Below are 25,700 nucleotides of genomic sequence, written 5' to 3'. Positions count from 1 at the left end.
CTGCCTTACTTTTGATTGGCGTACCTGCGCACGTTGCGTCGGCTCCACCAGTTGAGCCATAGGGTGGTGCCCATGCCAAGCGATACGATGATGACGACCCAAAACAGCGCTTTTTCCATTTGTCCGGCTTCCACGGCAAAATAGATGGCGACCGGAATCGTATCCGTTTTTCCCGGGATGTAGCCTGCGAGCATCAGCGTGGCCCCAAATTCCCCCAAGCCGCGGGCAAACGACAGCACAAGTCCTGCCAAAAGCCCTGGCCAAGCCAGCGGGAAAGCGACGGTCCAAAAAACGCGCCACTCGGATGCGCCCATCGTGCGTGCGACATTTTCCAGGCGCTGGTCGACTCCGGTAAAAGCTGCGGCGGCGCTCTGGTACATCAGCGGAAACGAGACGACGATCGAGGCGATCACCGCTCCCGACAGCGTAAAGACGACCTGGATACCGAACCATTGCTCAAGCAGTTGGCCCAAAAATCCGTTTTTTCCGAACAGCAACAGCAGACCGAAGCCGACAACAGTAGGGGGCAAGACGAGCGGGAGCAGGAAAAAAGACTCCAGCACGTTTTTGCCCCAAAACTCTTTTTGCGTCATCCAGCGCGCGCCAAGCATGCCAAGCACAAAAACAAAGGAGGTGGATAGCGCAGCCACTTTTAACGACAGCATCAAAGGTGTCAGATTCGTTTCCATATCGCTAACCCACCTTTTTTCTGCGAGAACGTCTCGACGTTTTTCATGAAATAGAATGTGACCGCTTGTGTGAATCACAAACGGTCATAAACTTTTGCTGCTTATTGGAATCCGTACTTCTGTAAGATCGCTTTTCCTTTGTCACTTGTCAAGGAGGCGAGGAAAGCTTTTGCTGCATCTGTATGTTTGGAAGCGCTGATGACCGCACCTGGATAGACGATTGGCTTGTGCCATTCCGGCTTCGCTGTAGCGAGTACCTTCACGTCTTTGGAGATCGCGGCGTCGCTGGAATAGACGATTCCGACTTCCGCATTTTTCGATTCCACGAAGGTCAGTACCTGACGAACGTCACTGCCGAATACCATGCGGCCGTTCAACGACTCCCACATTTTCAGCGTGTCCAGCGTTTCTTTGGCGTAACGTCCCGCTGGAACCGACTCAGGCTCACCGACAGCGATGTGCTTGATGTCTGGATTGTTCAGTTCTTCAAAAGAAGTAATCGCGATCGAGCTGTCTTTTCCCGCGATCAGGACGAGCGAGTTTTTCGTAAAGTCTTGGCGCGTGTCTTTGACAATCAGTTGTTTTTCGTCCAGTCCGTCCATGTCTTTTTTGCTGGCGGACAGGAAGACGTCGGAAGGAGCGCCTTGGGCAATTTGTGTCGCCAGTTTGCCAGAGCTGCCGAAGTTGAAAGTAAGGGTTGTTCCCGGATTTTCTGCTTCAAAGCCCGTTTTCAGTTCGTTCAGGGCATCTGTCAAGCTTGCCGCTGCGGAAATCATCAGCTCTGCCTGTGGAGCCTGTTGTTGTTGGCTGTTCTCTGTTTTGGCAGGCTCATTTGCCTGCGGAGCTGTTTGGGAAGTCGAACACGCGCCGAGCATCAGGGTAAATGCTGCGCATAAAGCGAGCCATTGCTTTTTCATCAAAACTAACCTCCAATGTGATGTTTCGTTATATTTAATTATAACTGGATATAAATAGATTATAGTTCCTATATGTGAATAATCAATTGCGATTTTACGAGAATTGAAAGAAAATGAAAGGAAAGAACCGAGCGGAGGCATGACATGAGCCATGAAAAGTCGTACACAACAGAAGAAATTGCCAAGCTTTTGCGCATCTCCAAACTGACCGTTTACGATCTGATTAAAAAAGGAGAACTGCCGGCTTATCGGGTCGGGAGACAGATGCGCGTGGACGAAAGCGACCTGGAGGCGTACAAAACGCGCGCCAAAGGGGGATACCGTGCGGCTGCGCAGCCGGTGGCGTACACGTTACCTGTGCCGGGGCAAGCGCAGCAGGCGCCGGGACAAGCCCAGCCGACAACCGGACGCAATGTCATCATCAGCGGTCAGGATGTCAGCCTCGACTTGCTTTCCAGCCATCTGGAAAAAAGCGATGCAGCGCTTCGTCCGCTGCGCTCCTACCAAGGCTCGCTGAACAGTCTGGTCGCCATGTATACAGGCAAAGCCGATATCGTCAGCACCCATTTGTTTGATGGCGAGACGATGGATTACAACGTTCCTTACGTCCGCCGTCTTTTATCCGGCCATCGCTTTGTCGTCGTTAACATGTTGGCTCGTTGGGCCGGCTTTTATGTGCAGCCTGGCAATCCGAAACAGCTTTTGTCCTGGACCGATCTGACCAAGTCCGGGGTGCGGATGGTCAACCGGGAAAAAGGATCGGGGGCACGCACGCTGATCGAGGAGCAGTTTCGGCTGGCGTCCATCACAGGGCGGGACGTGAATGGCTACGAGCGGGAGGAGAACAGCCATCTGGCTGTAGCGGGAGTGGTCGCACGCAAGGAAGCGGATGTGGGAGTGGGCATTGAAAAAGCGGCTCGCATGGTCGGCGTTGAGTTTGTTCCGCTGATCAAGGAACGATACGACCTCGTCATTCTCAAAACGGGGGAAAACGAGGCGCTGCTGAAAACGGTCATGGATATTCTCCACTCCGCTGCCTTTTCCAAGGAGCTTGAGGCAGTTGGCGGCTACGACCTGTCCCAAACGGGAAAAATCATGTACGAGACGTGGTAGCACACGGAGCCGTTCACCCTTGCTGTTGCGAGGGCGGACGGCTTTTTCTCGACAGAATCTCCTGAATTTCTACTCACCCTGCCCGTTATTTGCTACAATGGAACAAAACGGTACGACTGTTTTGTCGACCCGCAAGCGGTCTATCCTATCCATTACGATAAAAAACGCACGCTTGCAGCCGAGCGATTTTTGGGGGCTGTCATGAAGACTTTGCAAAAAACAAGCTTATTAGTATGCATCACCATTCTCGTCATGTTTGGCTCCATCGGGATCATCAGCTACTGGCCGCAGATCTCGGGCTTTTTTCAAACGAGCCAGGCGACCGTGGCAGAGCAGCCGGGGGTCGATCCGTTTTCCTACGATCCGCCGTTGCCTTCCCTTGTGAAAGACTTGCATCCCGTGTATAACATTCAAGCCGAGTTGCATACGTCGGAAGCAAAAATTACCGGAAAAATGACGATCGAATTTGACAATCCGGGAACAGCGGATGTACGCCTCTTCGTCTACGATTATTTGTGGAACAAGCTGGCAGTCAAATCGATTCGCTATAAAGACAAACCGCTTGCCTTTGAGCGGGGGCTGTCGACCGTCAAGCTGGCAAACCCGCTAGGCTCGGAATTGCGTGGAGCTATTGCCATTGAGTTCGAAAATCCGGTTCCGCGGAGAGGAACCAGGTTTGGTGTCAAGGATGACATTTGGACGTTGACGACGTGGTACCCGATGCTCGGTGCCCAAAATCAGCAAGGAAAGTGGTACGATCCGCCGCAACGCGTTGATTTTGGCGATCCGTTTGTCTACCATTACGCCGATTACAACGTGTCCTTTGTCTCGCCAAAAGGCTACAACTGGGTCAGTTCCTGGGGCAGAGGAAATGCGAAAGCGATTGATGGCAGCAAGCAGCAAATTCATTACGAGGGCAAAAAGCTGTTGAATTTCGCCTTGATCGGCAGTCCGCTGTACCAGGTGGAAACCGTTCAGATTACTCCAAACCTGTCTGTTGATATCGCGTCTGTAGACAAAGGAAACATCGAGCGGATCAAGGCGATCGCCGGATCGGTCTTTCCGACGTACACCGACTGGTACGGGCCGCTTCCTTATCCGCATGTTGCCATCGCGGAGACGAGCACGGGGACAACTTATGCGATGGAATACGCCAATCTCGCCGTGTTCAAGCGCGACATGTACCAGCGCAATCTGATTGACCACTGGCTTCCGCATGAGATTGCCCATCTGTGGTGGTATAACAGCGTAGCGACATTGGAAGCGTCTCACGGCTGGCTGGACGAGGGGCTTGTGGAGCTGAGCGTGTACCACTATTTGCAAAATCGGTACGGGGCGCAATCGGCAACGACCTTGCTGGAAGAGTACAGTCATGACGCCCGCCGTTTGCAGGAGCGCTATCCGGATGGCAAGCTGGACAAGCCGTTGCAGAAGTTCGCCACGGAAGAAGAATTTCATTGGACGTGGTACTCCCGAGGTGCCCTTTTGTTCGACCATTTGCGCAAGCAGATCGGGGATGACGCCTACAAGCGTTTTCTCCACCGTGTCCAGCAAAATTACCACGGCAGCGTGATCGGGGCAGAGCATCTGGATCAGGCGCTGGGCCAGACGTTGCAAGGCGAGGCTTCATACTTCGTCACGGCAACGAAAAAATCGAACCGCGAGGGCATGGGAACGGTTCAGCTGGAGCCGTATATTACGACTGTCATCAACAATATGAGCTACTATCCGTCCATTTCGGCGCGGGCAACGGGCGGCACGGTGTATTTCCCGTTGCGCGAGCTGGGGGAAAAGATGGGGCTTGCCATTAGCTGGGACAAGGAAAAACAAATGATCCGCATCACGGGCAACGGCTACGAGGTGTACGTAAAAGAACGCGAGCGTTTTGCCATTCGCGACGGCAAGAAGCTCGATCTCGGCCATCCGCTGATGGAGATCAAGGAGCGGACGATGGTGCCGCTGTCGTTTTTCGCGACGATTCTGGAATTTGATACCCAGTACAATCCCGATGAGAGAACAGTCAAAATACAAACGCGCAGATCGAGTGGAAAGGTGTCGGAAACAAAATGAAAAACCTGATTTTGGTCGGTTTTATGGGAACAGGCAAGACGACCGTTGGCGCTGCGCTGGCCGCTTCTTTGGGGCTTGCGCATACAGACCTGGACACCGCCATCGTGGATAAGGAAGGCCGCTCGATCCCAAAGCTCTTCGAAGAGCGAGGAGAAACTTATTTTCGCGATGTGGAGTCGGCTGAGCTGTCCAGGCTGCTGAATGAAGGGCCGCAAGTGCTGACAACGGGCGGAGGGGTCGTCCTGCGCGAGCAAAATGTAAAAGTCATGCTGGAACGAGGAATCGTCATCGCCCTGCATGCAACCGTAGAAGAACTGATACGACGGCTGAAAAACGACACAGCTCGTCCTTTGCTTGCCACAGGGGTGGCAGAACGGGTGACGGCGCTCATGGCAGAACGCGCAGGAGCGTACGATTTTGCCCCGATTCAGGTGGATACGACCGGAAAAAGCCTGGAAGCAATCGTGGAGGAAATTAAGCAGCGCGTGGTTGAAAGCACAGAAGACGGGAAACAATAAAAAGGACAGCGCTTTTGCCGGTGAACGACGGCGTGCATCTGCGAGTACGAAGGAGGTCACGTGCGATGTCCTTTCAAGAATATTTGAAGTACCTGACGAAATTGTTTGTGCAGTACATGGATACTCCAAAAGACGAACGGCGTCAGCGAAAGGCTCCACGTGAGCCTTGGTCTGCACGCTGGTTTGGGGCAATTCCCATGGCGATCCGGCTGTTGTGGCGCAAATAATCCTACACCATGGTAAGCGGACGGAGGGTGCGTGCGTATGGCGAGAGTAGCGGTAGAAAACTCCCTTTCTCAAATTCGCAAAATGCTGTGCGATAACGGCTACGATGTGGTTGATTTGGGAAACTGGCAGCAAGTGGTCGATGCGATCGTGATCACTGGCCAGGATGTGAACGTTCTTGGCGATCAAAACAAGACGATTACGGGTGCGCCGATAATCAATGCGGAGGGCATGACAGCCGCGGAAGTTTTCCACGCCGTGCATGAACGCCTTTCTCCAACAGATCATCACTGATCGAAAAAATGGCGTCCGACGGCGCAAACAACGAAAAAACAAGCTCTTCTGCACGCTGGCAGGGGAGCTTGTTTTTTTATACATACGAAGCGATATGTCAGCTTTGAGGCGGCCGCACCTGCGGACTGGATACGTAAAATTTGCCGATCTTGTCAGCGTAGACGTAAGGGATAAAGCGCAGTCCTTCATCCCAGACCCCCACATAGGCAGATTGGTCGTTCCACAAATGGAGCGAGCCGACAGCGTAAGGAGCCAGCACCTGGGCGTGGTACAAGGAAACAGTGAGGGTAACTGACGCGTTGTTTTGCTGTTGCCACAGCTCTGACCACGTAACGGCGCTGCCGCGTTGCATTTGGTTGAACCAGCCGATCTGGTCGAACGGGTCTGTCTGCGCCGATTGCAAAGTGCGGGTCTGGGTCAGTTTTTGTCCTGTCTGCACCAGATTTTGCAGCACGGTTGGTTCGTTGGCTGCAAACGAAGCGGGATAAGCTTCGCCTGTTTTGGCGTTCACCATTTGCGCCGAAGACTGGCGGGCAATCAGCCAGTGGGAAGCGAATCCGTCGTAGACTGGCTCAGCGGCAATTTCCCGGGGAGCGAAGGCATCGTCGAACAAAATGTATTCCCCGACGCCGTATTCGAGCAAGACGAATTTTTCCGGGACATTCGATTCGACTGTTTCTCCGACGACCAGATAGCCTACTTGCTTGTCGGCTTTTTTGATGCTGACCAGCCATTGATGCTGGTTCGGGCCGAGCGTCTGTACTTCTGTATCAGCTTTTTGCCACTCTTTGAATTGCGGATCACGGCTTGCGAGCTCTTTCATCCAGGTCTGGATTTGAGCCTGAAACGCTTTTTCCCAGCCGCCTTGCTCCTCGGCATGAACGGGCCAGGAGATCAATACGAAAGACAAGAGGACCCCGAGAAAGGGCAGAAATCGTCTGGTCACAAACATGCACCACCTTTTGCGCTGGCTATCCTATTCCTATTGTAACCAGCTATGACAAAAAGATTTGTTGCAACTTGTCACTCCTCTCACACTACTTCTCGTTGATCTTTTACATGATTCGCCCGTTTGCGGGAAGATGGCGCACTGTTTTTGCGCCAGAAAGCTTTTGAACAGGCGGGTTCGAGTGCAAGTAAAACAGCCCGCCGTTAATGAAGTGAACCTCGATGCGGGGTTCATACTGCCAGCGCAGCTCGTCCATTCGCCGCTGTTTTTCTTCTTCCGGCGTGCTTTTTTTCCACTCTTCCTGATTGATTTCTTCCCGTGGTGTCACCTGAATGCCATTCGCACGTAAAAAGTCGAGGATTCGTCCGCCAGATGAGCGGTATTCGTCAATGGTTTGCGTTGCTTCGACAACAGGCTCCGCGACAGGAGGAGCTTCCGTTTGCGGGAGGGGAACGATGGCTTGCGCTGTTTGCGGCTCCTCGGCTTTTTCCGCTTCTTCGTCGTCCGCATCAGCCTGCTCTGCTTGCGGCTCCCGCTTCGCCAGTTCTTCGTAGTAGGCGGCGAGAATGTCCAGTTCTTCCGCCAAGCGGGCTTTTGCCTCGGCAGCCCACGCCTGGTCTTCCTTGGCGATGACCGCTTCGGCTTCCTGGCGAGCCATCTGGAGCGCATCCTCTACGGAAATTTTCCGATCAAGCGTATAGAAATAGTCCGGGATGGCCGGGGAGAGCGGCAACTGAAACAAGTACGTCGAAAAGTCGTGCACGACCCGCGGCTGGTGCAGGTTGACCCCGAGGTAGAGCATGAGATCGCGCCGCTTGTCGCACAGAAACGACACTTTTAGATTGATGCCCAGCCACGGAACGAGCGGCGTAGAACGGCGTTTGCCCGTGGCGGGGAGCGAAGCGGTATTTTGCTCGTACATGCAGACGAATTGACCGTGCTTTTTCGCCGAGGCAAAAATTTGCTGCATGCGCCCGGCGCCGAGGTGCAGGTGTTCGGCACGCAGCCCATCCGGCATGCGGTCGGGATGAAAGGCGAAGGTGAGCACGAGCGGCTGGTACGCCAGATTCATTTTGTCGACCCAGCTCCAGTAAAAAGGCCGGTTGCCGATATCTTTGTCGACCTCGACAGGCAGTTTGACCGTCAAGTAGTCGGGGTGGGATTCGACGATGTGAGCAGAAAAAGTCGCGAGATAGCGCTCTACGAATTGCCTGACCTGGTTGGCTTGCATCAGGGAACCTCTTTTCTTGTTGGCTAGTTGGGGGCATCCAGACTACTGCTCGGCGGCTTCCGAGAGAGCAGGGGCGACGTGCGGCTGGCGGCTTGCGCGAATCGCGTGCCCCATGTTGTCCAGCTTCAAAGCCATTTCGCGCGTGGATGCGGAGTCCATAATAATTTGCGTCAAGTTTTCTTCCAGCGAGGAACTCAGGTTGAGGCGTTCGACGATATCATCGAGTTCGCCGATGACCATTTCAAACAGATCGATTTTTTCGTACAGCAGTTTGAGAATATGTTCTTCGATCGTCCCGACCGTGGACAGATTGTAAATGTGCACATCCCGCTTTTGCCCGAGACGGTGAACGCGGCCGATTCGCTGTTCGACACGCATCGGGTTCCAAGGCATGTCGTAGTTGATCACCTGATTGCAAAATTGCAGGTTGATCCCTTCGCCGCCTGCTTCTGTCGCGATCAGCACTTGTGCGCGGTTTTGAAACAGATCGGTCATCCAGTCTTTTTTGCTGCGCTTGAAGCCGCCGCGAAACGGCACAGAGGTAATTCCGTGGTCATGCAAATATTTTTGCAAGTAATTTTGCGTGGCCCGATATTCGGTGAAAACGATCACTTTGTCGTTGATCTGCTGAATCAGCTCGACCGTTTTGGCGGCCTTGGAATGCGTCTCGATCCGCTTGATCATCTCCACCAGTTCCAGTATTTGCGCCCGCAGCAAAGACTCCTCGCTGGTGCGTTGATGCATGTTGTACAGCGTCATGAAGGAGGCTTCCTTGCTGGAGCAAACCTCGCGCTGGAGCGTGATGAGAGCGAGCGAATTGAACAGCCCGGTTCCCGTCTTGTACTGATCGTGGACAAAGCGCGTGACGCCCTCGTACAGCTCCATCTCCTCCTGCGTCAGCTCGATGGGAATCGACTGCACGCGGCGGCTGGTGAACTGGATGCCGCCGTCGCTTCGCTTGTTGCGAATCATGACCTTTTCGATTTCTTCGCGCAATTTTTCGCTGTTTTTCGATTGGCGCTTTCCCTCGACGTAATTGGTGGAAAACGACGTCGAGTGGCCCAGATGCCCCGGTTTGAGCAAATTGATCAGGTTGTACAGCTCGTCCATCTCGTTCTGGATAGGGGTGGCGGTGAGCAGCAAACAGTATTTTTTGCGAATTTCCTTCACGAATTGATAGTTTCGGGTTCGCTTGTTTTTGAGCTTGTGCGCTTCGTCGATAATGAGCATGTCGTAGTCGATATCGAGCACATGGCGGCGATGCGGGTCGCGTTTGGCCGTGTCGATGGAAGCGACGACGACTTCGTGCTGACGCCACATGTACTCTTTTTTTTGCGCGACGGCAGGAATGCCGAATTTTTGTTGCAGTTCTTTTGTCCACTGAATGACGAGAGAGGCGGGAACGAGGACGAGAATTTTTTTCGCCAAGCCTCTGACCATGTATTCTTTCATGATCAACCCTGCCTCGATGGTCTTGCCCAATCCGACTTCATCCGCGAGAATCGCGCGGCCGCGCATGTCATTCAGCACGCGTTCCGCCGTCTGGAGCTGATGGGGAAAAGGCGAGAGCAGCGGCAAGTAGTTCAGGCATTGCAAAGAATCGAACTCGCGAACCGCCATCGCTTCTTCTGCTTCCAGCGCCAGCTTGAACAGCTCCCACTTGTCCCATGGACCATCTTCGTGCAGCCGCTCGGTCAGCGGCGATATCCAGCTCGTGTCAAATGAAACAGGAACATTCGGCATATACGTTACTCCTTTACACAGCTCTGCCATAACTTTCATGCGTTTTAATAAAAAACTTAACATTATGGGTAATGTTCATCACTTTGTTAAGTATTTCTTGATCTGACTGTTAATTTGCATATTTTCAACTGTCGACTCTCATGGTAGGATATAGAGGAAGTTCGTTCATTAGTATGGAAATCATAGCAAAAACTTATGTATGACCATCTAACCAACGCGAATGATAGTAGCAGGGAGAGACTGCGTGAACCACTGCAGCGCCGAAGGAGCAAGCCGGTAACGGTGAATCTCTCAGGCAAAAGAACCTCTACTGGACGCAACTCTGGAGAGAGCTCGCATGTCGAGCCACCAAAGGGGAAACTTGCAAGCCCGGTGATCCCCGCCGAGCTTGATTGGCAAGGTAACTCTCAGGTACCAAGGACAGAGGAGGAGAAATGGGCACCTTTCTTTTGGTGTACCCGTTTTTTCGCCTCTGTTTTTTCATGGGGAAAAATGCCGACTATCTGCCTTTAGGAGGTGCCACACATGTCCAATCTGAAAAGAACGCCACTGTTTGATTCCTATGCAAAATACGGCGCCAAAACAATCGACTTCGGCGGTTGGGAGCTGCCTGTACAGTTTTCCAGCATTGGTCAGGAGCATGAAGCTGTTCGCACGAAAGCAGGTTTGTTTGATGTATCCCACATGGGAGAGGTGGACGTAAAAGGCGAGAGCGCGCTCGAATACTTGCAGCGCGTGACAACCAACGACGTTTCCAAGCTGGCAGTGGGACAAGCTCAATACAGCGTGCTTTGCTACCCGGACGGCGGTACGGTCGACGATTTGCTCGTTTACAAATACGCAGACGACCATTACCTGCTTGTCATCAACGCTGGCAATATTGACAAAGACTATGCATGGCTGCAGGAGCACCTGATTCCGGGCGTCACGATCGAAAATATCTCGCCGCAAACGGCGCAGATTGCGATCCAGGGGCCTTTGGCTGAATCGATTTTGCAAAAGCTGACCCAAACGGATCTGTCCCAAATCGGCTTTTTCCGTTTTGAGCGCGATGTAGAGGTTAGCGGTATTCCGGCATTGGTATCCCGTACAGGCTACACGGGCGAAGATGGCTTCGAGATTTACCTGGCTGCGGATCGTGCGGCAGAGCTGTGGGACGCCCTGCTTGAAGCAGGCAAAGAAGACGGTCTGGTTGCTTGCGGACTGGGGGCGCGTGACACGCTGCGCTTTGAAGCCAAGCTGCCACTGTACGGTCAGGAACTGAGCAAGGACATTACACCGATCGAAGCGGGTATCGGCTTCGCGGTGAAGGTAGATAAAGCAGTGCCGTTCATCGGCCAAGAGGTGTTGAAAGCGCAAAAAGAAAACGGCGCGCCTCGCAAGCTGGTAGGGATCGAGATGATCGATCGCGGCATTCCGCGCACGCACTATCCGGTCTATGTCGGAGAAGAGCTGGTAGGAGAAGTGACCACAGGGACACAATCCCCGACCTTGAAGAAAAACGTTGGTCTGGCCCTGGTCAAAAGCGAGCACACGGCGATTGGCACAGAGGTTGAAGTGGAAATTCGCGGAAAACGACTGAAAGCTGTTGTTGTTGCCGCTCCTTTTTATAAACGTGCGAAATAACCAAGCATAAGCCCACAATACATCCTATTTGAGGAGGACAACGTTCGTGAAATACCGCTACCTGCCCCAAACTGATCAGGACAAGCGCGAAATGCTCGAAACTCTGGGCATTTCCAGTGTAGAAGAACTGTTTGCAGACATTCCGGAAGAGGTGCGTTTCAAAGGTGCGCTGAACATTCCAGAAGCTCTGTCCGAGCCTGATCTGGTCAAATACTTCACTCGCCTGGCTAACAAAAACGTCAACTTCAGCACACACGTCAACTTTTTGGGTGCTGGCGTTTATCAGCACTATGCGCCAAGCACAGTCAACCACATGCTGCTCCGCGGAGAATTTTTCACGGCTTATACGCCTTACCAGCCTGAAATCAGCCAAGGCGAGCTGCAAGCGATTTTTGAATTTCAGACAATGGTGTGTGAACTGACAGGAATGGAAGTAGCGAACTCCTCCATGTACGACGGAGCGACTTCCTTGGCAGAAGCGGCTATGATGGCGGCTGGTCACACTGGCAAAAAGCGCGTCATCGTTTCCCGCGCGGTGCATCCGGAAGCGCGCGGCGTTCTGAAAACATACGCGTACGGTCAAGGCGTAGAACTGGTTGAAGTCGGCATCAACAGCGATGGCGTAACCGACACACAAGCTCTGGAAGCGCTGATTGACGAAAACACAGCGGCTGTGATCGTGCAATATCCTAACTTCTTCGGAAACGTGGAAGACTTGGCAGCAGTTGAGCCGATTGCTCATGGCAAAGGCGCCCTGTTCGTCGTTTCTTCCAACCCGCTTGCACTGGGCGTATTGGAAGCGCCAGGCAAACTGGGCGCTGACATCGTAGTAGGCGACATGCAACCGTTCGGTATCCCGGCATCGTTTGGCGGACCGCACTGCGGATATTTTGCGACGACGAGCAAGCTGATGCGCAAAATGCCAGGACGCATCGTCGGGCAAACGAAAGACGAGAACGGCAAGCGCGGTTTCGTACTGACGCTGCAAGCTCGTGAACAGCATATCCGTCGTGAAAAAGCGACTTCGAACATTTGCTCCAACCAGGCGCTGTTGGCACTGGCGGCTGCGATCACCCTGACTGGACTCGGAAAACAAGGCGTACAGGAAATGGCGATGATGAACCTGCAAAAGGCGCATTACGCGAAGCAAGCCCTGCAAGCCAAAGGGCTGGAAGTCGTATTTACTTCCCCGTTCTTCAACGAGTTCGTGGTCAAGCTGTCCAAGCCAGTAGCAGAAGCCAACAAGCAACTGCTCCAGGCAGGAATCATCGGCGGCTACGATCTGGGGCTGGATTACCCAGAATTTGCAGGCCATACCTTGCTCGCAGTAACCGAGCTTCGGACCAAGGAAGAAATCGACACATTGGCGGCTGAATTGGAGGCGATCACACGTGCGTAACGACCAGGAGAAAGCACTGATTTTTGAAATGAGCAAACCGGGCCGTGTGGGCTACAATCTGCCGGCATTGGATGTACCGGAAGTAGAGGTCGCAAGCCTTTTGCCAAAGCACCTCATTCGTGAAACCCCTGCTGAATTGCCAGAGGTATCCGAGCTGCAACTCGTTCGCCACTACACCGAGTTGTCCCGTCGCAACCACGGGGTAGACAACGGCTTCTACCCGCTCGGTTCTTGCACGATGAAATACAATCCGAAAATCAACGAAGACGTGGCTCGCTATGCCGGCTTCGCGCAAACTCACCCGTACCAGCCGGAAGAAACTGTACAAGGCGCACTGGAGCTTTTGTACAACCTGCAAGAAGAACTGGCTGAAATCACCGGAATGGACGCCGTTACCCTGCAACCGGCTGCCGGAGCGGCAGGCGAGTGGACGGGTCTGATGATGATCCGCGCTTACCATGAAAGCCGTGGAGAAGCTCACCGTACAAAAGTAATCGTGCCGAACTCCGCGCACGGTACAAACCCGGCGTCTGCGGCTGTAGCAGGTCTGGATACCGTTACGATTGCTTCTGACGAGCGCGGTCTGGTAGACATTCAAGCTCTGCGCGATGCGGTTGGCTCTGACACGGCAGCGCTCATGCTGACCAACCCGAACACACTCGGTCTGTTCGAGGAAGACATCGTCGAGATGGCGAAAATCGTCCACGAAGCAGGCGGCTTGCTGTACTACGATGGAGCCAATGCGAATGCGATCCTCGGCATTGCCCGTCCAGGCGACATGGGCTTTGACGTCGTGCATCTCAACTTGCACAAAACATTTACCGGACCACACGGCGGCGGCGGCCCAGGTGCTGGACCAGTCGGCGTGAAAAAGGTTCTCGAACCATTTTTGCCAACGCCAATCGTGGCGAAAAAAGAAGACGGCAGCTTCTACTGGGACAGCAACCGTCCGGAATCGATCGGCCGCGTAAAAGGCTACAACGGAAACTTCGGCATTCTCGTTCGCGCTTACAGCTACATCCGCACGATGGGTCCAGAAGGTTTGCTGCAAGTTTCGCAAAATGCGGTGCTCAGCGCCAACTACATGATGCGTCGTCTCGCTACGGCGTACAACCTGCCGTTTGACCGCGTCTGCAAGCACGAATTTGTCTTGTCTGGCGTGAACCAAAAGAAACTCGGCGTGCGCACGCTGGATATCGCAAAACGTTTGCTCGACTTCGGCTACCATCCGCCAACGATCTACTTCCCGCTGATTGTCGATGAGTGCCTGATGATCGAGCCGACTGAAACCGAGACAAAAGAAACGCTCGACGAGTTCATCGACGTCATGCTGCAAATTGCCCGCGAGTGTGAAGAAACACCTGAGCTTGTACAGGAAGCTCCGCACACGACCGTGGTAAAACGTCTGGATGAAGCGACTGCGGCACGCAAGCCGATCCTGCGCTATCAGCCACAAGCTTAATAACTCTCTTTGGGAAAAGCCGCCTTTTTACAGGGCGGTTTTTCTTTCCGAATGATGCTATCATGAACAGATGGGGTTGATCCGACTTTCGGGGAGAGAAGACAAACATGAGCAAACGGATAGTATTTACTGGCGGCGGGTCTGCCGGGCACGTCACGCTCAACCTCGCCCTCATCCCGCATTTTTTGCAGCGGGGCTGGGAGGTGGCCTACATCGGCTCGACAGAGGGGATTGAGCGGGAGCTGGTCGAGAAGCTGGACGGCGTGCGCTACATCGGGATTGCTACAGGCAAGCTGCGCCGATATTTTGCTTGGAAAAACTTCACGGACCCGCTGCGTGTGAGCAAAGGGGCTTGGCAGGCGTACCGCTTCCTCGCTGACTGGAAGCCGAACGTAATCTTTTCCAAGGGCGGCTTCGTCTCCGTCCCGGTTGTGTTCGGCGCCTGGCTGAATCGGCTGCCTGTCGTCCTGCACGAGTCTGATTTGACGCCAGGACTGGCCAATCGCCTGTCGCTGCCTTTTGCCGACAAAGTATGCGTGACTTTTCCTGATACATTGAAGCATCTGCCAGCAGGCAAGGGAACGCACGTAGGAGCCATCGTGCGCGAGGAACTGAAAAAAGGCCGAAAAGAGCAAGGGCTGGCCCTGTGTGATTTTTCTCCGGGGAAGCCTGTGCTGCTCGTCATGGGCGGGAGTCTCGGGGCAAAACGTTTGAACGAAGTGATCAGGGGAACGCTCGATGAACTGCTCAAACAGTATTCCATCGTACATATTTGCGGCAAAAACCAACGGGACGAAAGCTTGCAAAAGAAAGGCTACAAGCAGTTCGAGTACGTCCAGGAGGAGCTTCCCGACCTTTTGGCGATGACGGATTTGGTCGTCTCGCGCGCGGGCTCCAATGCGATTTACGAGTTTCTCGAACTGCAAAAGCCGATGCTGCTTGTGCCGTTGTCTCTTGCAGCCAGCAGGGGAGATCAGTTGTTGAACGCACGCTCATTTGAGCAGCAAGGCTTTTGTGCCGTCTTGCAGGAAGAGGCGCTGAACGAGGCGAGCTTTTTGCAAGCGTTGAAAAGCCTTGCCGACAAGCGAAGCGCCATCGCGGAAAAGCAGCGCGCCGCGATCGGAAAACAAAAAGACGCCTTGGCGCAAGTCGTCGCGATCATCGAGGAAGCGGCTCATTGAAACAGCGCATCCAAGTCTTGCCGCCCTTTTGGGAGAAGCGTACAATGAAATCGTTGTGAGAAGGAGGTACATACATATGGAACAGTGGCGCTATGTCGTAACGGAGCCGATGTCTCCGGCGATGAATATGGCTGTAGACGAAGCGATTTTGCAACTGCACAGCGAAGGCAAGGTACCGCCGACCGTTCGTTTTTATACGTGGGACCCGGCTACTTTGTCGATTGGATATTTTCAAAAGGCGATCAAGGAAATCAACCTGGAGGAAGTACAGCGGCGCGGACTTGGCTTTGTGCGCCGGGCAACAGGCGGACGCGCCGTTCTCCACGATCAGGAGCTGACGTACAGTGTGATCGTGTCCGAAGATCATCCGCGGATGCCATCTGGCGTGACAGAGGCTTACAAAATCATCAGCCTCGGATTGCTGCACGGCTTCCAGAACCTGGGGCTTGCCGCAGAGATGGTGTCGCTTGCCAGCGAGGAGGAAAAAGAAAAGTACAACTCGCCAGGCTCGTCTGCTTGCTTTGACTCGCCATCGTGGTATGAGCTGGTCGTCGAAGGCAAAAAGGTAGCGGGCAGTGCGCAAACGCGTCAAAAGGGAGTCATCCTCCAGCACGGCTCGATCTTGCTCGATATGGACGTCGATTTGCTGTTCTCGCTGCTGCATTTCCCGTCGGATCGCGTCAAACAGCGGATGATGGACAGCTTCCGCCAAAAAGCGGTGACGATTAACGAAGTAAGCCCGCGTCCTGTCAGCTTGCAGGAAGCGATCGAGGCATTTTCCAAAGGCTTTGCCTCCGGTCTGGACGTCGAACTGGTGCCGTCCGCACTGACAGACGAAGAGCGGGCGCTGGCAGAGGAACTCGCCGCCACCCGTTATGCGACAGACGAATGGAACTTGCGCCGATAGACAATAGCCGACAGGTGACAAACGTACAGAAAAAAGCTCGCCAGTGTGAACAATCGCTGGTGAGCTTTTTCGTTTTCCATCTGTTTCGTACGGTTAGACGAGTACGCTGTCGTGAATGTGCTGTTCAAACAAAGCTTGCAGCCTGGATGTAACCGAACCTGGCTGACCGTTGCCTACCGCTTCGCCATCGACGGAGATCAGCGGCATGATTTCTGCGGTCGTGCTGGTGAGGAACAACTCATCCGCTTGTTTGAGGAAGGCGATGTCAAACGGCTTTTCGTGAACAGCGATGCCGTTTGCCTGGGCCAGATCGATGACGACCTGACGGGTGATGCCGTGCAGGATCAGGTGATCAGCCGGATGCGTGTACAGCACGCCGTCTTTTACTGCGAAAAGATTGGACGAACTGCATTCGGTAATGATCCCGTCGCGGTGCAAAATCGAGTCCTGTGCGCCTTTGTCCTTGGCGTACTGTTTGACGAGCACGGCTCCCAATAGATTGAGAGTCTTGATATCACAGCGCAGCCAGCGAATGTCTTCTACGAGGGAAGCTGTCCAACCCTTTTTCAAATCGTCGACTGGCCGAGCTTTGGGGCGCACGAAAGCCATGATGACCGGAGTGATGGCACTTGGGATGTCGTGGACGCGAGGAGCGGCGCCGCGAGAAATTTGCAAGTACAAGGTGGCATCGTCCTGGTCGGTAATGTTGTTTTTCGCCATCAGCTCTTGAGCCAAATCGGTCAGTGATTCCGGGCTCCACGGCAGCTCCAGCTTGATTTCCCGCGCGCTGCGGAACAGGCGGGTCAAGTGGGCGTCCCATTGATACATGCGCCCTTTATAGATTCGTACGACTTCATAGATGCCGTCCCCGAAGTTGTATCCGCGATCTTCCGGATGAACCGCTGCTTGCCCCTCTTCCACCCATTTGCCATCTACATAAAGCATGGTGAGTCCTCCTCTACTGATTCCAGCCGCTTTTTTCCAACGGTTTTTTATTTGATTCAACATTAGCAAATCGTACCTCTCAGGGTCAATTTGAAAAGCGGATTTCCGCTATCAATAATTTAGCAAGGAGAAGCGTTCATCTATTAACTTTTTAAATGGGCGTCTCCTTTCCGACAAATCGACGAGTTCCTCGTGTCGCTGTGCATGTCCAGGCAGATTTGGGCAGAAGGAGAACGAAAGCTGTCCGCCGCTGACGGCGCGTGCTGGTATTTGACTAACTATTCTGACTAGACGCTTATGGAGCAGTCTGTCCATAATAAAAGCAAAGAGCGCCAGGAAGAGGGGAGAACGCCATGCGATCCGTTGGTTATTGCGCACTAGGAGCACTGCTTGTTTGCGGGAGTTTGCTGTCCTTGCCCTTCTCTTCGCAACAGGCATATGCGAATCAGGTTCAGACAGATGCAGAGCTGTTGTACAGCCATGTAGAGCGCTTGGCGAAAGCAGCGAGGCCGCCTGCGACCGAGTCGGAGTTCGCAGCAGGGGTGTACGTGGAGAATCTGTGGCGCGCCTATGGCTATGAGACAGAACTCCAGCCTTTTTATTACCATACATACAAACGCCCAACGGTCTTGTCGCTTGCGATCGACGACTGGAAGCGCAGTTGGGCGATCAAAGGATTGACTTTTGCCCAGAACGGGACGGCAACAGCGGACATAGTCGATGTCGGCTACGGACGCGCCAATGATTTTGCCAATGGAGCGGCGAGAGGGAAAATCGCGCTGATCAAGCGGGGAGAAATTCCGTTTGGCGAAAAGGTCAGACAGGCAGCGGCAGCAGGAGTGGTAGCGGCGATCATCTGGAACGATCGCGAGGGGGAGTGGAAGGCGACACTGGGCGAGCCGCTGGACATGTCCGTTCCGGTCATCGGCTTGTCACAGGCGGACGGCAGCCTGCTGCAAGAGCGTTTGCGGGATCAGCAGCCGCTGCGCGCAACCGTGAAGGTAGACGGAAGCCAGACGAGCAGACATACGTCCTATAATTTCATCGCGACGAACAAAACGACAGCTGCAAACACGGAGCGGCAGGTACTCCTCCTGGCGAATCATGACTCGACCGCATCGTCCGCAGGAGCCAATGACAACGCATCCGGCGTAGCCGTCTTGCTTGAAGTGGCGCGCCAACTGGCCGAGAGCCGCTTGGATGCGCAGGTGAAGCTGGTCAGTTTGGGAGCGGAGACAGCCGGGGAACGGGGCGGACAGGCATTTTTTGATTCACTTGCGGCAAAAGACAAGGCGAAGATCGTGGCTGCCATATACGTGGATGCAGTGGGCAGGGACGGTCAACTGACCGCGGTGCCTGCACAATCGACCTCCACGCAGACAGGCAGCGTGTTCACGCAAGCCGGAGTGCAAGCAAGCGCATTGGAGCAAGTGGGCGCGCGTCAGCGAAAACAGCTGCAATTGCTTGCCGGGACAGGGATTCCGGCGGTCTTGCTTACACGTCTGCCAGCGCAGGAGGAAGCGAAGGACGGGCTTGTCCAGATTCAAAAAGAGCAGCTTGCGCAAGCGGCGAAAGTCATTTCATCTGTGGTCGGCAGCCTGACCGACTCTACTGCTCCTGCCGAACCGCGTCAGTCCGTGCAAACGGGCAGACAGCAGGAAGCGGGAGAAGATCTTCAATAGGCTTGGTTGCGAGCGCATCGTAAAAACGAAGGCAAACGCAGGGCGTCCAGGAAAAGACACGGGGCGCCTTTTGTGTGCAGACGATTCTCGCCATCGCCCTCGCAAAAACTCCCGGCAAACTTTTTTCGATCAGCGGGGGATTTTGCGAATTTGTCGAAAAATGTGGAATAACAAGTCATAGCCACCCATTGGAAAAAAGTTTATAATTTTTAAGAATCCTAAAAAATTTCGTCCATTGTATATTGTTGCAGTTACATATTTCTGAAAATTATATTCAATCCAATCCATGCTAGTTACGATGATCCATCCTACACAGCAAATATTCAGCAAAGAACAGCGGAGGTTGTGATGATACCAATAGGCTCAAGTCATTTCGCCCTTTCCTTAACTCTTATCATCGGTTGGATTCCACTCAGTGTCTTTTTGCTCTACCTGTACCCCAATAAAATCAATGTGTGGTCGTTCTGCTTGTTGAACCTGCTGTATGCGCTTATGCTTGTACTCCAGTTCTATCGCATGTACAGCCAGATGAGGGAAAAGGATAGCCGGAAGCAGGAAGAAATCACGCGAATGAGAATCGAGCTGGATGAGACGAAGGAGCTGCTTGATGCCTTGCTGCAACAAACTCCAGACGCTGTTTCGATCGTGGGTCGGGACGGGAAATTCATTCATGTGAACAAGGCGTCAGTCGAACAATTCGGCTACAGCGCGTCTGATTTGCTGGGCAATGCCATTCCTTGCGTGCCGCAGGAGCATATCGCAGAAATGGAGCGGTGCCACAGCGAAGTGCTGAACGGGAAGTCCATCGTCGGCTACGAGACGGTTCGCGTCCATCAAAGCGGCTCGCTGATGCACGTATCGCTGTCATACGGCCCTGTTTTGGACAAAGCAGGGAAGGTCAAAGGGATCATTTGTTGCTCCCGTGACATAACAGAGCGAAAGCGGATGGAGCAGGCTCTGCAAGACAGCCAGGCTCATTTCCGTCTGATCACCGAAAACATGACCGAAATGATTTACCTCGTAAAGTGGGATGGGACGGTTGCGTATGTCTCTCACGCGCACACGACATTTTTGGGGTACTCCAGCGAGGACATGATCGGGATGGGGCCAGCCGTCATCGACAAGATCATTCATCCGGAAGATCAAAGAAAGGTCAGCGATCTGTTCCGGCTGAGCTGGCGAAAGGAAGAAGAGGCGAGCGGGATTTATCGGCTGCGGCATAGCCAGGGGCACTGGGTCAACGTCGAGTCGCGCTTCAAGCCGATCAGCAACAGCGATGGAGTGGTGGACAGCATGTTGATCGTCTCGCGTGATGTGTCCGAGATTACGAAAACGAAAGAGCTGTTGCGCCAATCGGACAAGCTGTCTGCGATCGGTCAGCTGGCGGCGGGAATCGCGCATGAAATTCGCAATCCGTTGACATCGCTGCGCGGGTTCATCCAGCTGTTGAATGCTTCCATAACAGGCGTGCAACGCAACTACTGCCAAATCATGCTGTCCGAGCTGGACCGGATCAATCTGATTGTCAGCGAGCTGCTGGTGTTGGCGAAGCCGCAAGCGGTGAGCTTTCAGCAAAAAGACTTGTCGGTGATGATCCATAACGTCCTGTCCCTTTTGGAAAGCCAGGCGAACTTAAAAAATATCCAGATGTACGCTTCGACTGAAAAAGCGATGCCGCCAATCGCTTGCGAAGAAAACCAGATCAAGCAAGTGCTGCTCAACATTTGCAAAAATGCGATGGAAGCGCTCCCCGATGGCGGCGAAATTTACGTTCAGAGTCGGCGGATCAGTGAGGAGCACATTCAGGTCAGCATCCAGGACAACGGCTGCGGGATTGATCCGGAGCGAATCCCGCGCCTGGGAGAGCCTTTTTATACGACGAAAGAAAACGGAACGGGCCTCGGCCTGATGGTCAGCCAGCGCATTTTGGAGGATCACGGCGGAAGTCTACAGATCGAAAGCGAAAAGGGCAAGGGAACGACGGTGAACATTTTGCTTCCCGTATGTGTGCCAAGCGTCCATCAGGTCTGACGTTTCCAAATAAACCAGCCAATCAAAAACAAGCCGCAGTAAGTAGCTCCGCTTGCCACGACAGAGACGCTCCAGGGCAAAAAAAGCGGCAGCAGGGCGAACACCCCGACCAAAAGCAGCATCACGAACAGAAGCGGTGGCATTTGCAGTTGATGGCGCAGGGTCACAGGCAAGGCGAGCGAGTGCAGGAGCAAGGCGGAAAGCACGCCACCCTGAATCAGGGCCAAAATCGCGAAAAGCCAGTTGCCAGCGGGCAGCAATCGGGACGATATCAATTGCACAGGCGAGAGTGAAGTATGAATATCATGCCAGTGAGACAGGAAAATCGCTTGACCGAGCAGCAAAAATAACAAGGTGATCCCCGTTCCGATGCCGACGCCCAGACGAACGGCATTCGGCTGATCGGTTCGTCCCGCTACGGGCAGCAAGACGACAAGCGCAAGCAAGAGATGCAGCGCGAGGAAAAAAACGGCGTGAATCACCCAGCTTCCGTTCATTTGGTAGCCGAGGCCAGGGATAGGGACATGGGGTTGGCGGAGGAAAAGCAGGGCGAAAAACAGCAGACCTGCGCCTAAACAAATGCCTGACCCCGTTACAATCCATTGCCAACGCTTGAAGAGGAAGCTGATCGTCACGATGAGAGACAATAAGACGAACCAGACAGACGACAGCCCTGGGATGAGCTGGGCCGACTGCTGACCGAGCATGACACCCACGTATGCCAGCAAAAAAAGATGGGTAATCATCGACAGGCTGGAAGCAAAAGCTTCTCCGAATAAGAACAGGTACAGCTCATAGAGCGAACCGACTTGATGGCGATGGCAATAATTCAGCAGCTGGAGGCAGATCCACCCGATTCCAATGCCTGCGAGGGCGATGCCGACCGTGCCCCAGGAGCCAAAATAGGTAAAGAAACGGAGCCACTCATAACCGCCCAGATAGTGTCCTCCCAGCGCGGACCCTGCAAACAGAATGGCGATTTGCCAAGCGACTTTGTCCATAGGCATCATCCTTATTCCCAACTTGCTACATGTGTATGTCCAAGCAAGGCTTGTTCAGAACCGGGAATATTAAACATACTTATTCATTTACAAAGTATGACGATGTGGATTATAATGAAAAATAAACCAGTTAAGCAGATTGCATGAGGTGACTCCAAGATGAAAATTGTAGGAATAGCGGGAAGCATGAATAGCAACAACTCGACAACGAAGCAAGCGGTAGCGATTGTTCTCGATGCAGCGAAGGCTGCAGGTGCTGATATTGAAATGATTCATCTGGCAGACTGGAGCTTGCCGATTTACGACGACCGGGAAGACGCGACGACTTATCCGGAAATCGTCCATCGTTTCGTACAAAAAATTTCCGAGGCGGATGGACTTGTGATCGGTTCGCCTGAATACCACGGCACGATTACCGGAGCATTGAAAAATGCGATCGACTTTTTGGAAGGGCGCCATCTGCGCGATAAGCAAGTGGCTCTCATCGGTGTTGCCGGGGGCAGCATGGGAGCGACGAACACGGTCAATACGCTCCAGTTGATCATGCGCAATTTGCATGCGTGGCCGTTGCCAGCAAGTCCGAGCATTCCGAGCGCTTACAATGCGTTTACGCCAGAGGGCAAACTGAAAGATGAACGGTTGCAAGCCCGGATGGAAGCGCTCGGACAGCAACTGGTGCAATTTGTCCAAATGATGAACCGCGAAACAGAAAAACAGCCACAATAGACAGGTTTCTCTTGCTAATCGTTCTCATTTAAAGGTATTATATTTCTACGTGCCTTTTTTGGCCGGAAGAAATATGGTTTGAAATGAGGGGTTCACATGCCGACGCCGAGTATGGAAGACTATTTGGAACGTATTTACAGCTTAATTGAAGAAAAGGGCTATGCTCGTGTCTCCGATATTGCTGAAGCGTTGGAAGTACATCCCTCTTCGGTCACGAAAATGGTTCAGAAGCTGGACAAAGACAAATATCTCGTTTATGAAAAATACCGTGGCCTTGTGTTGACGCCAAAAGGGAAAAAGATCGGGAAGCGTTTGGTGGATCGCCACAGCCTGCTGGAAGAGTTCATGCGGGTCATCGGCGTTGACGAAGAACATATTTATCAAGATGTCGAGGGAATCGAACATCATTTGAGCTGGGAATCGATTACATGTTTGGAATATCTTGTTCAATATTTTCAACAAGAACCGAGCCGGATGGAGGATCTCCGTCGCATCCGGTTGGAAGATGAGCAAAAAGAAGAATAAGTCTCCGAGCGCGCAGGCTGACATGGCTTGCGCTTTTCTTTTTTGGTGAAAATGACGTTTTTTAATCGTATGGGAAAAGCTGTCGCCTTATATTTTAGTGAAGGGGGGCGACAGGGTGAAAGCGGACGCGGTTTTTGAAGGCGGTGGTGTGAAGGGAATCGCTTTTATCGGAGCCTTGCGGGTCATGGAGGAAAACGGCTATACGTGGGAAAAGCTGGCGGGCACTTCGGCAGGCTCGATCGTAGCCGCTCTGCTCAGCGCAGGGTATACGAGCCATGAGCTGAAGCCGATTTTTGACGAGCTGGACTATCTGCACTTTTTGCATCGGGCGGGGATTGGCAGACTGCCGCTCATCGGGCCGATCCACGAACTGATCGTGCGGGAAGGCGTCTATCGCGCAGACAGAATGGAGCTGTTCATTGAAGACTTGCTAAGGCGCAAAAATGTGCGTACATTTGGCGATTTGGCTCCGGGCAGGCTGAAAATCGTCGCTTCTGACGTGACCTCGGGGAAAATGACGGTGCTGCCTGACGACCTTACTCGCTACGGGATTGACCCGGACAGCTTTTCTGTGGCAAGAGCAGTCCGCATGTCTTCGTCGATTCCTTTTTTCTTTCAGCCTGCCCAACTGAAAAGCGGCAACGACACCCACTATATTGTCGACGGAGCTTTGCTGAGCAATTATCCGATCTGGCTGTTTGACGTCCCCGGGATACCGCAATGGCCGACCATCGGCTTTCGGCTTTCCGACGATCAGAGCAAGCGGGAGACGAAAAAAATTACCGGGCTGTTTTCGTTTTCGCGCGGCTTGCTTGCCACGATGCTCGACGCCCATGACAGGCTTTACGTCGAAAAAGCACAGGCGGTACGGACCGTTTTCATTCATACGCTCGGCGTTCGGACGACACAGTTTCAGCTTTCCAAGGAAATGCGGGAGAAGCTGTACGCGTCCGGGGAAGCCGCAGCCCAGCAATTTTTGCAGCGCTGGGACTTCGAAGAATATGTCAAAGTATTCCGCATTTCCTCTCCCAAGCATCTGGTGTAGCGAAGAGGAGCAAAACGAAAAAACAGGTTGCCAGCAGCGGCGACCTGTTTTTCTTTTAATGGGACATATTGTTTGGCGAGTTCTCGTTCTGCTTTTCTTTTGTTTTGCCTTTGTTGCCATCGATCACGCGGAACGGGTGATCTTTTCTGGAGGCCGTCGGTTGCTTTTTGTGCGCTTGTCGCATCACCGGAGGTTTTGGTTTCACCTTTTGTTGCTTTGGCTTGCCAGGTCCAGGACTTTTCGAAAAAAAGGAGCCCGTGCGCAAATAGTTGCGTACGATCAAAAACAGCGCCACAGACAATCCCAGGATGATCAGCGTATTGATCGGATCACTGATGAGCGTCAATAAAAATCCGTAAATGGCGAGCAGCACAATAATCAAAATCACGGGTGGTATGCGACGTAACATAGGCCTCACCTCAATGGGAATAAGAATGCCTCACGTTATCCGGTCGTAGCCATTTTCCCTTGAACATGCTGAAGGTCCAGCTCCCGCATCTTCTGGAAAGAAGCGATGGCTACTTCGACCTGGCTGTCATCCGGTTCACGCGTTGTGATTTTTTGCAGCCAGAGACCTGGATAGCCAAGGTAGCGTAACACAGGAGTATCACGGAGCTTGTTTGTCCATTGCAAGACTTCATAGGAGACCCCGATGACCAGCGGCAACAGGACGATCCGCTGCACAACACGCTCGGTCAAGGAGTCGTAGCTGAACAGGGAGTAGATCACAACGCCGACAAACACGGTGAAAATGAGAAAACTGCTACCGCAACGATAATGCAAGGTGGAAAATTTTTGCACATTGGCTACTGTTAATTCTACCCCTGCTTCGAAGGCGTTAATCACTTTATGCTCCGCTCCGTGATATTGAAAGAGCCTTTTGATCAGGGGAGCCTTCGCGATGGCAGTGATGTAGCCGAGCAGCAAAATGATTTTGAAGCCGCCTTCCGCCAAAGTTTGGGGCACCCCATCCGGCACCCATTTTCCCAGGAGAAAATCGGCGAGAAATACGGGAACGAGGGTAAACACAAATTTACCGAACAAGAAAGAGAGTACACCGACCAGGGCGACCCCCAGAATCATCGTCAGCTTGGAAGGACCTTCACTGACTTCTTCGCCGGATTCCATGTTGAACCGCTCCGAGGCGAAGTTCAGATGTTTGGCCCCGTTGGCGCTGGCTTCGATCAGGCCGACCAGCCCGCGAATGAACGGAATTTTTTTCAGTGGGGTAATCCATTTATATTCCGTACGCGGTGCTTCAAAATACTCAATTTCATGATTTTTTTTGCGAACAGCTGTTACAGTCATCGATTTGCCGCCGAACATAACACCTTCGATGACGGCCTGACCGCCGTAGCTGGGTACGTTTTGTTGAGCCACACTATCACCTTCCTTACCCTCCATTTTAACGGAAAGCGAGC

Annotated in this window: 24 protein-coding genes and 2 riboswitches; of the genes, 15 read left to right on the top strand and 9 right to left on the bottom strand. The window is 53.1% G+C overall.

Annotated features, from left to right (window positions below):
* Window positions 1-5: 5 nt before the first annotated feature.
* On the bottom strand, window positions 6-689 hold the full coding sequence (modB, locus tag DEP07_RS23790) for a molybdate ABC transporter permease subunit (RefSeq protein ID WP_287103127.1): 684 nt from the start codon (window positions 687-689) through the stop codon (window positions 6-8).
* A 101-nt stretch (window positions 690-790) separates the two neighbouring features.
* The gene (gene modA / locus DEP07_RS23785) at window positions 791-1,606 is read right to left on the bottom strand and encodes a molybdate ABC transporter substrate-binding protein (protein WP_287103126.1); all 816 of its coding nucleotides are present in this window, start codon (window positions 1,604-1,606) and stop codon (window positions 791-793) included.
* A gap of 144 nt (window positions 1,607-1,750) precedes the next feature.
* Here modA and DEP07_RS23780 point away from each other — a divergent pair, with 144 nt between their 5' ends.
* The 5 genes from DEP07_RS23780 (at window position 1,751) to DEP07_RS23760 (ending at window position 5,826) form a co-directional block, all read left to right on the top strand.
* Window positions 1,751-2,719, top strand: coding sequence for a substrate-binding domain-containing protein (locus DEP07_RS23780; RefSeq protein WP_173595751.1), 969 nt, complete (start codon window positions 1,751-1,753; stop codon window positions 2,717-2,719).
* A gap of 201 nt (window positions 2,720-2,920) precedes the next feature.
* The gene (locus DEP07_RS23775; RefSeq protein ID WP_173595752.1) at window positions 2,921-4,789 is read left to right on the top strand and encodes a stalk domain-containing protein; all 1,869 of its coding nucleotides are present in this window, start codon (window positions 2,921-2,923) and stop codon (window positions 4,787-4,789) included.
* A complete protein-coding gene (locus tag DEP07_RS23770; protein WP_173595753.1) occupies window positions 4,786-5,307 on the top strand; it encodes a shikimate kinase in 522 nt (173 codons plus the stop codon). Before DEP07_RS23775 ends, DEP07_RS23770 begins: the two co-directional genes overlap by 4 nt.
* Window positions 5,308-5,372: 65 nt before the next feature.
* Window positions 5,373-5,534: a YqzE family protein gene (locus DEP07_RS23765; RefSeq protein ID WP_083955784.1), complete on the top strand. Its 162-nt coding sequence runs from the start codon at window positions 5,373-5,375 to the stop codon at window positions 5,532-5,534.
* A 37-nt stretch (window positions 5,535-5,571) separates the two neighbouring features.
* Window positions 5,572-5,826, top strand: a complete 255-nt coding sequence (locus DEP07_RS23760; RefSeq protein WP_063230799.1) for a YkuS family protein — start codon at window positions 5,572-5,574, stop codon at window positions 5,824-5,826.
* Window positions 5,827-5,923: 97 nt separating this feature from the next.
* Here the strand turns inward: DEP07_RS23760 and DEP07_RS23755 are convergent, their stop codons facing one another.
* From DEP07_RS23755 to DEP07_RS23745, 3 genes are all read right to left on the bottom strand, one after another.
* Entirely contained in the window at window positions 5,924-6,772 is an 849-nt protein-coding gene (locus DEP07_RS23755; RefSeq protein ID WP_173599164.1) for a hypothetical protein, read from the bottom strand.
* A gap of 109 nt (window positions 6,773-6,881) precedes the next feature.
* The gene (locus tag DEP07_RS23750; RefSeq protein ID WP_287103124.1) at window positions 6,882-8,006 is read right to left on the bottom strand and encodes a YqhG family protein; all 1,125 of its coding nucleotides are present in this window, start codon (window positions 8,004-8,006) and stop codon (window positions 6,882-6,884) included.
* Between the two features lie 42 nt (window positions 8,007-8,048).
* Window positions 8,049-9,749 carry a DEAD/DEAH box helicase gene (locus DEP07_RS23745; RefSeq protein ID WP_173599162.1) on the bottom strand — a complete coding sequence of 567 codons (1,701 nt, stop codon included), beginning with the start codon at window positions 9,747-9,749 and terminating at the stop codon, window positions 8,049-8,051.
* A gap of 220 nt (window positions 9,750-9,969) precedes the next feature.
* Window positions 9,970-10,066: riboswitch (glycine riboswitch) on the top strand.
* Window positions 10,067-10,183: riboswitch (glycine riboswitch) on the top strand.
* Window positions 10,184-10,274: 91 nt separating this feature from the next.
* Between DEP07_RS23745 and gcvT the strand changes: the two genes are divergently transcribed.
* The 5 genes from gcvT to DEP07_RS23720 all read left to right on the top strand — a co-directional run bounded on the left by gcvT (window position 10,275) and on the right by DEP07_RS23720 (window position 16,324).
* The gene (gene gcvT, locus DEP07_RS23740) at window positions 10,275-11,375 is read left to right on the top strand and encodes a glycine cleavage system aminomethyltransferase GcvT (RefSeq protein WP_122965811.1); all 1,101 of its coding nucleotides are present in this window, start codon (window positions 10,275-10,277) and stop codon (window positions 11,373-11,375) included.
* A 46-nt stretch (window positions 11,376-11,421) separates the two neighbouring features.
* Window positions 11,422-12,774: an aminomethyl-transferring glycine dehydrogenase subunit GcvPA gene (gcvPA, locus tag DEP07_RS23735; protein ID WP_173595756.1), complete on the top strand. Its 1,353-nt coding sequence runs from the start codon at window positions 11,422-11,424 to the stop codon at window positions 12,772-12,774.
* Window positions 12,767-14,236 (top strand): aminomethyl-transferring glycine dehydrogenase subunit GcvPB, encoded by a 1,470-nt coding sequence (gene gcvPB / locus DEP07_RS23730; RefSeq protein WP_122965813.1) that lies wholly within the window; start codon window positions 12,767-12,769, stop codon window positions 14,234-14,236. The genes gcvPA and gcvPB overlap by 8 nt, the downstream gene beginning before the upstream one ends.
* A gap of 107 nt (window positions 14,237-14,343) precedes the next feature.
* On the top strand, window positions 14,344-15,417 hold the full coding sequence (locus DEP07_RS23725) for an undecaprenyldiphospho-muramoylpentapeptide beta-N-acetylglucosaminyltransferase (protein WP_287103120.1): 1,074 nt from the start codon (window positions 14,344-14,346) through the stop codon (window positions 15,415-15,417).
* A 76-nt stretch (window positions 15,418-15,493) separates the two neighbouring features.
* Complete coding sequence (locus DEP07_RS23720; RefSeq protein ID WP_063226803.1) at window positions 15,494-16,324, top strand: lipoate--protein ligase family protein; 831 nt, start codon at window positions 15,494-15,496, stop codon at window positions 16,322-16,324.
* A gap of 93 nt (window positions 16,325-16,417) precedes the next feature.
* On the opposite strand, the gene dat is transcribed toward DEP07_RS23720, so the two are convergent.
* Complete coding sequence (gene dat / locus DEP07_RS23715; RefSeq protein WP_217021746.1) at window positions 16,418-17,269, bottom strand: D-amino-acid transaminase; 852 nt, start codon at window positions 17,267-17,269, stop codon at window positions 16,418-16,420.
* A 353-nt stretch (window positions 17,270-17,622) separates the two neighbouring features.
* On the opposite strand from dat, the gene DEP07_RS23710 reads away from it, so the two are divergent.
* Both DEP07_RS23710 and DEP07_RS23705 read left to right on the top strand, forming a co-directional pair.
* The gene (locus tag DEP07_RS23710; protein WP_217021747.1) at window positions 17,623-18,951 is read left to right on the top strand and encodes a M28 family peptidase; all 1,329 of its coding nucleotides are present in this window, start codon (window positions 17,623-17,625) and stop codon (window positions 18,949-18,951) included.
* A gap of 348 nt (window positions 18,952-19,299) precedes the next feature.
* Window positions 19,300-20,982, top strand: coding sequence for a PAS domain-containing sensor histidine kinase (locus DEP07_RS23705; protein WP_217021748.1), 1,683 nt, complete (start codon window positions 19,300-19,302; stop codon window positions 20,980-20,982).
* Here DEP07_RS23705 and DEP07_RS23700 read toward each other — a convergent pair.
* Window positions 20,973-21,983: a hypothetical protein gene (locus DEP07_RS23700; protein ID WP_173595761.1), complete on the bottom strand. Its 1,011-nt coding sequence runs from the start codon at window positions 21,981-21,983 to the stop codon at window positions 20,973-20,975. The genes DEP07_RS23705 and DEP07_RS23700 overlap by 10 nt on opposite strands.
* Before the next feature lie 159 nt (window positions 21,984-22,142).
* Between DEP07_RS23700 and DEP07_RS23695 the strand changes: the two genes are divergently transcribed.
* From DEP07_RS23695 to DEP07_RS23685, 3 genes are all read left to right on the top strand, one after another.
* Complete coding sequence (locus DEP07_RS23695; protein WP_122965819.1) at window positions 22,143-22,709, top strand: NADPH-dependent FMN reductase; 567 nt, start codon at window positions 22,143-22,145, stop codon at window positions 22,707-22,709.
* A 96-nt stretch (window positions 22,710-22,805) separates the two neighbouring features.
* On the top strand, window positions 22,806-23,234 hold the full coding sequence (gene mntR / locus DEP07_RS23690) for a transcriptional regulator MntR (RefSeq protein ID WP_063226809.1): 429 nt from the start codon (window positions 22,806-22,808) through the stop codon (window positions 23,232-23,234).
* A gap of 115 nt (window positions 23,235-23,349) precedes the next feature.
* Window positions 23,350-24,279, top strand: a complete 930-nt coding sequence (locus tag DEP07_RS23685; protein WP_173595762.1) for a patatin-like phospholipase family protein — start codon at window positions 23,350-23,352, stop codon at window positions 24,277-24,279.
* A gap of 55 nt (window positions 24,280-24,334) precedes the next feature.
* Here DEP07_RS23685 and DEP07_RS23680 read toward each other — a convergent pair whose 3' ends face one another.
* Window positions 24,335-24,688, bottom strand: a complete 354-nt coding sequence (locus tag DEP07_RS23680) for a hypothetical protein (RefSeq protein WP_063226811.1) — start codon at window positions 24,686-24,688, stop codon at window positions 24,335-24,337.
* A 35-nt stretch (window positions 24,689-24,723) separates the two neighbouring features.
* Window positions 24,724-25,659 carry a DUF1385 domain-containing protein gene (locus tag DEP07_RS23675; RefSeq protein WP_167470360.1) on the bottom strand — a complete coding sequence of 312 codons (936 nt, stop codon included), beginning with the start codon at window positions 25,657-25,659 and terminating at the stop codon, window positions 24,724-24,726.
* Window positions 25,660-25,700 lie beyond the last annotated feature (41 nt).

The sequence above is a fragment of the Brevibacillus sp. genome (assembly GCF_003521185.1).
Taxonomy (GTDB): Bacteria; Bacillota; Bacilli; order Brevibacillales; family Brevibacillaceae; genus Brevibacillus; species Brevibacillus parabrevis.
This window is presented reverse-complemented; position numbering and strand designations above follow the sequence as displayed.

Coding starts and splice junctions, on each gene's coding strand:
- DEP07_RS23750 (WP_287103124.1), bottom strand. CDS start 8,006: ATGCAAGCCAACCAGGTCAGGCAATTCGTAGAGCGCTATCTCGCGACT.
- DEP07_RS23695 (WP_122965819.1), top strand. CDS start 22,143: ATGAAAATTGTAGGAATAGCGGGAAGCATGAATAGCAACAACTCGACA.
- mntR (WP_063226809.1), top strand. CDS start 22,806: ATGCCGACGCCGAGTATGGAAGACTATTTGGAACGTATTTACAGCTTA.
- DEP07_RS23680 (WP_063226811.1), bottom strand. CDS start 24,688: ATGTTACGTCGCATACCACCCGTGATTTTGATTATTGTGCTGCTCGCC.
- DEP07_RS23770 (WP_173595753.1), top strand. CDS start 4,786: ATGAAAAACCTGATTTTGGTCGGTTTTATGGGAACAGGCAAGACGACC.
- DEP07_RS23710 (WP_217021747.1), top strand. CDS start 17,623: ATGCGATCCGTTGGTTATTGCGCACTAGGAGCACTGCTTGTTTGCGGG.
- modB (WP_287103127.1), bottom strand. CDS start 689: ATGGAAACGAATCTGACACCTTTGATGCTGTCGTTAAAAGTGGCTGCG.
- DEP07_RS23775 (WP_173595752.1), top strand. CDS start 2,921: ATGAAGACTTTGCAAAAAACAAGCTTATTAGTATGCATCACCATTCTC.
- dat (WP_217021746.1), bottom strand. CDS start 17,269: ATGCTTTATGTAGATGGCAAATGGGTGGAAGAGGGGCAAGCAGCGGTT.
- DEP07_RS23705 (WP_217021748.1), top strand. CDS start 19,300: ATGATACCAATAGGCTCAAGTCATTTCGCCCTTTCCTTAACTCTTATC.
- DEP07_RS23765 (WP_083955784.1), top strand. CDS start 5,373: ATGTCCTTTCAAGAATATTTGAAGTACCTGACGAAATTGTTTGTGCAG.
- DEP07_RS23745 (WP_173599162.1), bottom strand. CDS start 9,749: ATGCCGAATGTTCCTGTTTCATTTGACACGAGCTGGATATCGCCGCTG.
- DEP07_RS23760 (WP_063230799.1), top strand. CDS start 5,572: ATGGCGAGAGTAGCGGTAGAAAACTCCCTTTCTCAAATTCGCAAAATG.
- DEP07_RS23725 (WP_287103120.1), top strand. CDS start 14,344: ATGAGCAAACGGATAGTATTTACTGGCGGCGGGTCTGCCGGGCACGTC.
- DEP07_RS23780 (WP_173595751.1), top strand. CDS start 1,751: ATGAGCCATGAAAAGTCGTACACAACAGAAGAAATTGCCAAGCTTTTG.
- DEP07_RS23700 (WP_173595761.1), bottom strand. CDS start 21,983: ATGGACAAAGTCGCTTGGCAAATCGCCATTCTGTTTGCAGGGTCCGCG.
- modA (WP_287103126.1), bottom strand. CDS start 1,606: ATGAAAAAGCAATGGCTCGCTTTATGCGCAGCATTTACCCTGATGCTC.
- DEP07_RS23720 (WP_063226803.1), top strand. CDS start 15,494: ATGGAACAGTGGCGCTATGTCGTAACGGAGCCGATGTCTCCGGCGATG.
- gcvT (WP_122965811.1), top strand. CDS start 10,275: ATGTCCAATCTGAAAAGAACGCCACTGTTTGATTCCTATGCAAAATAC.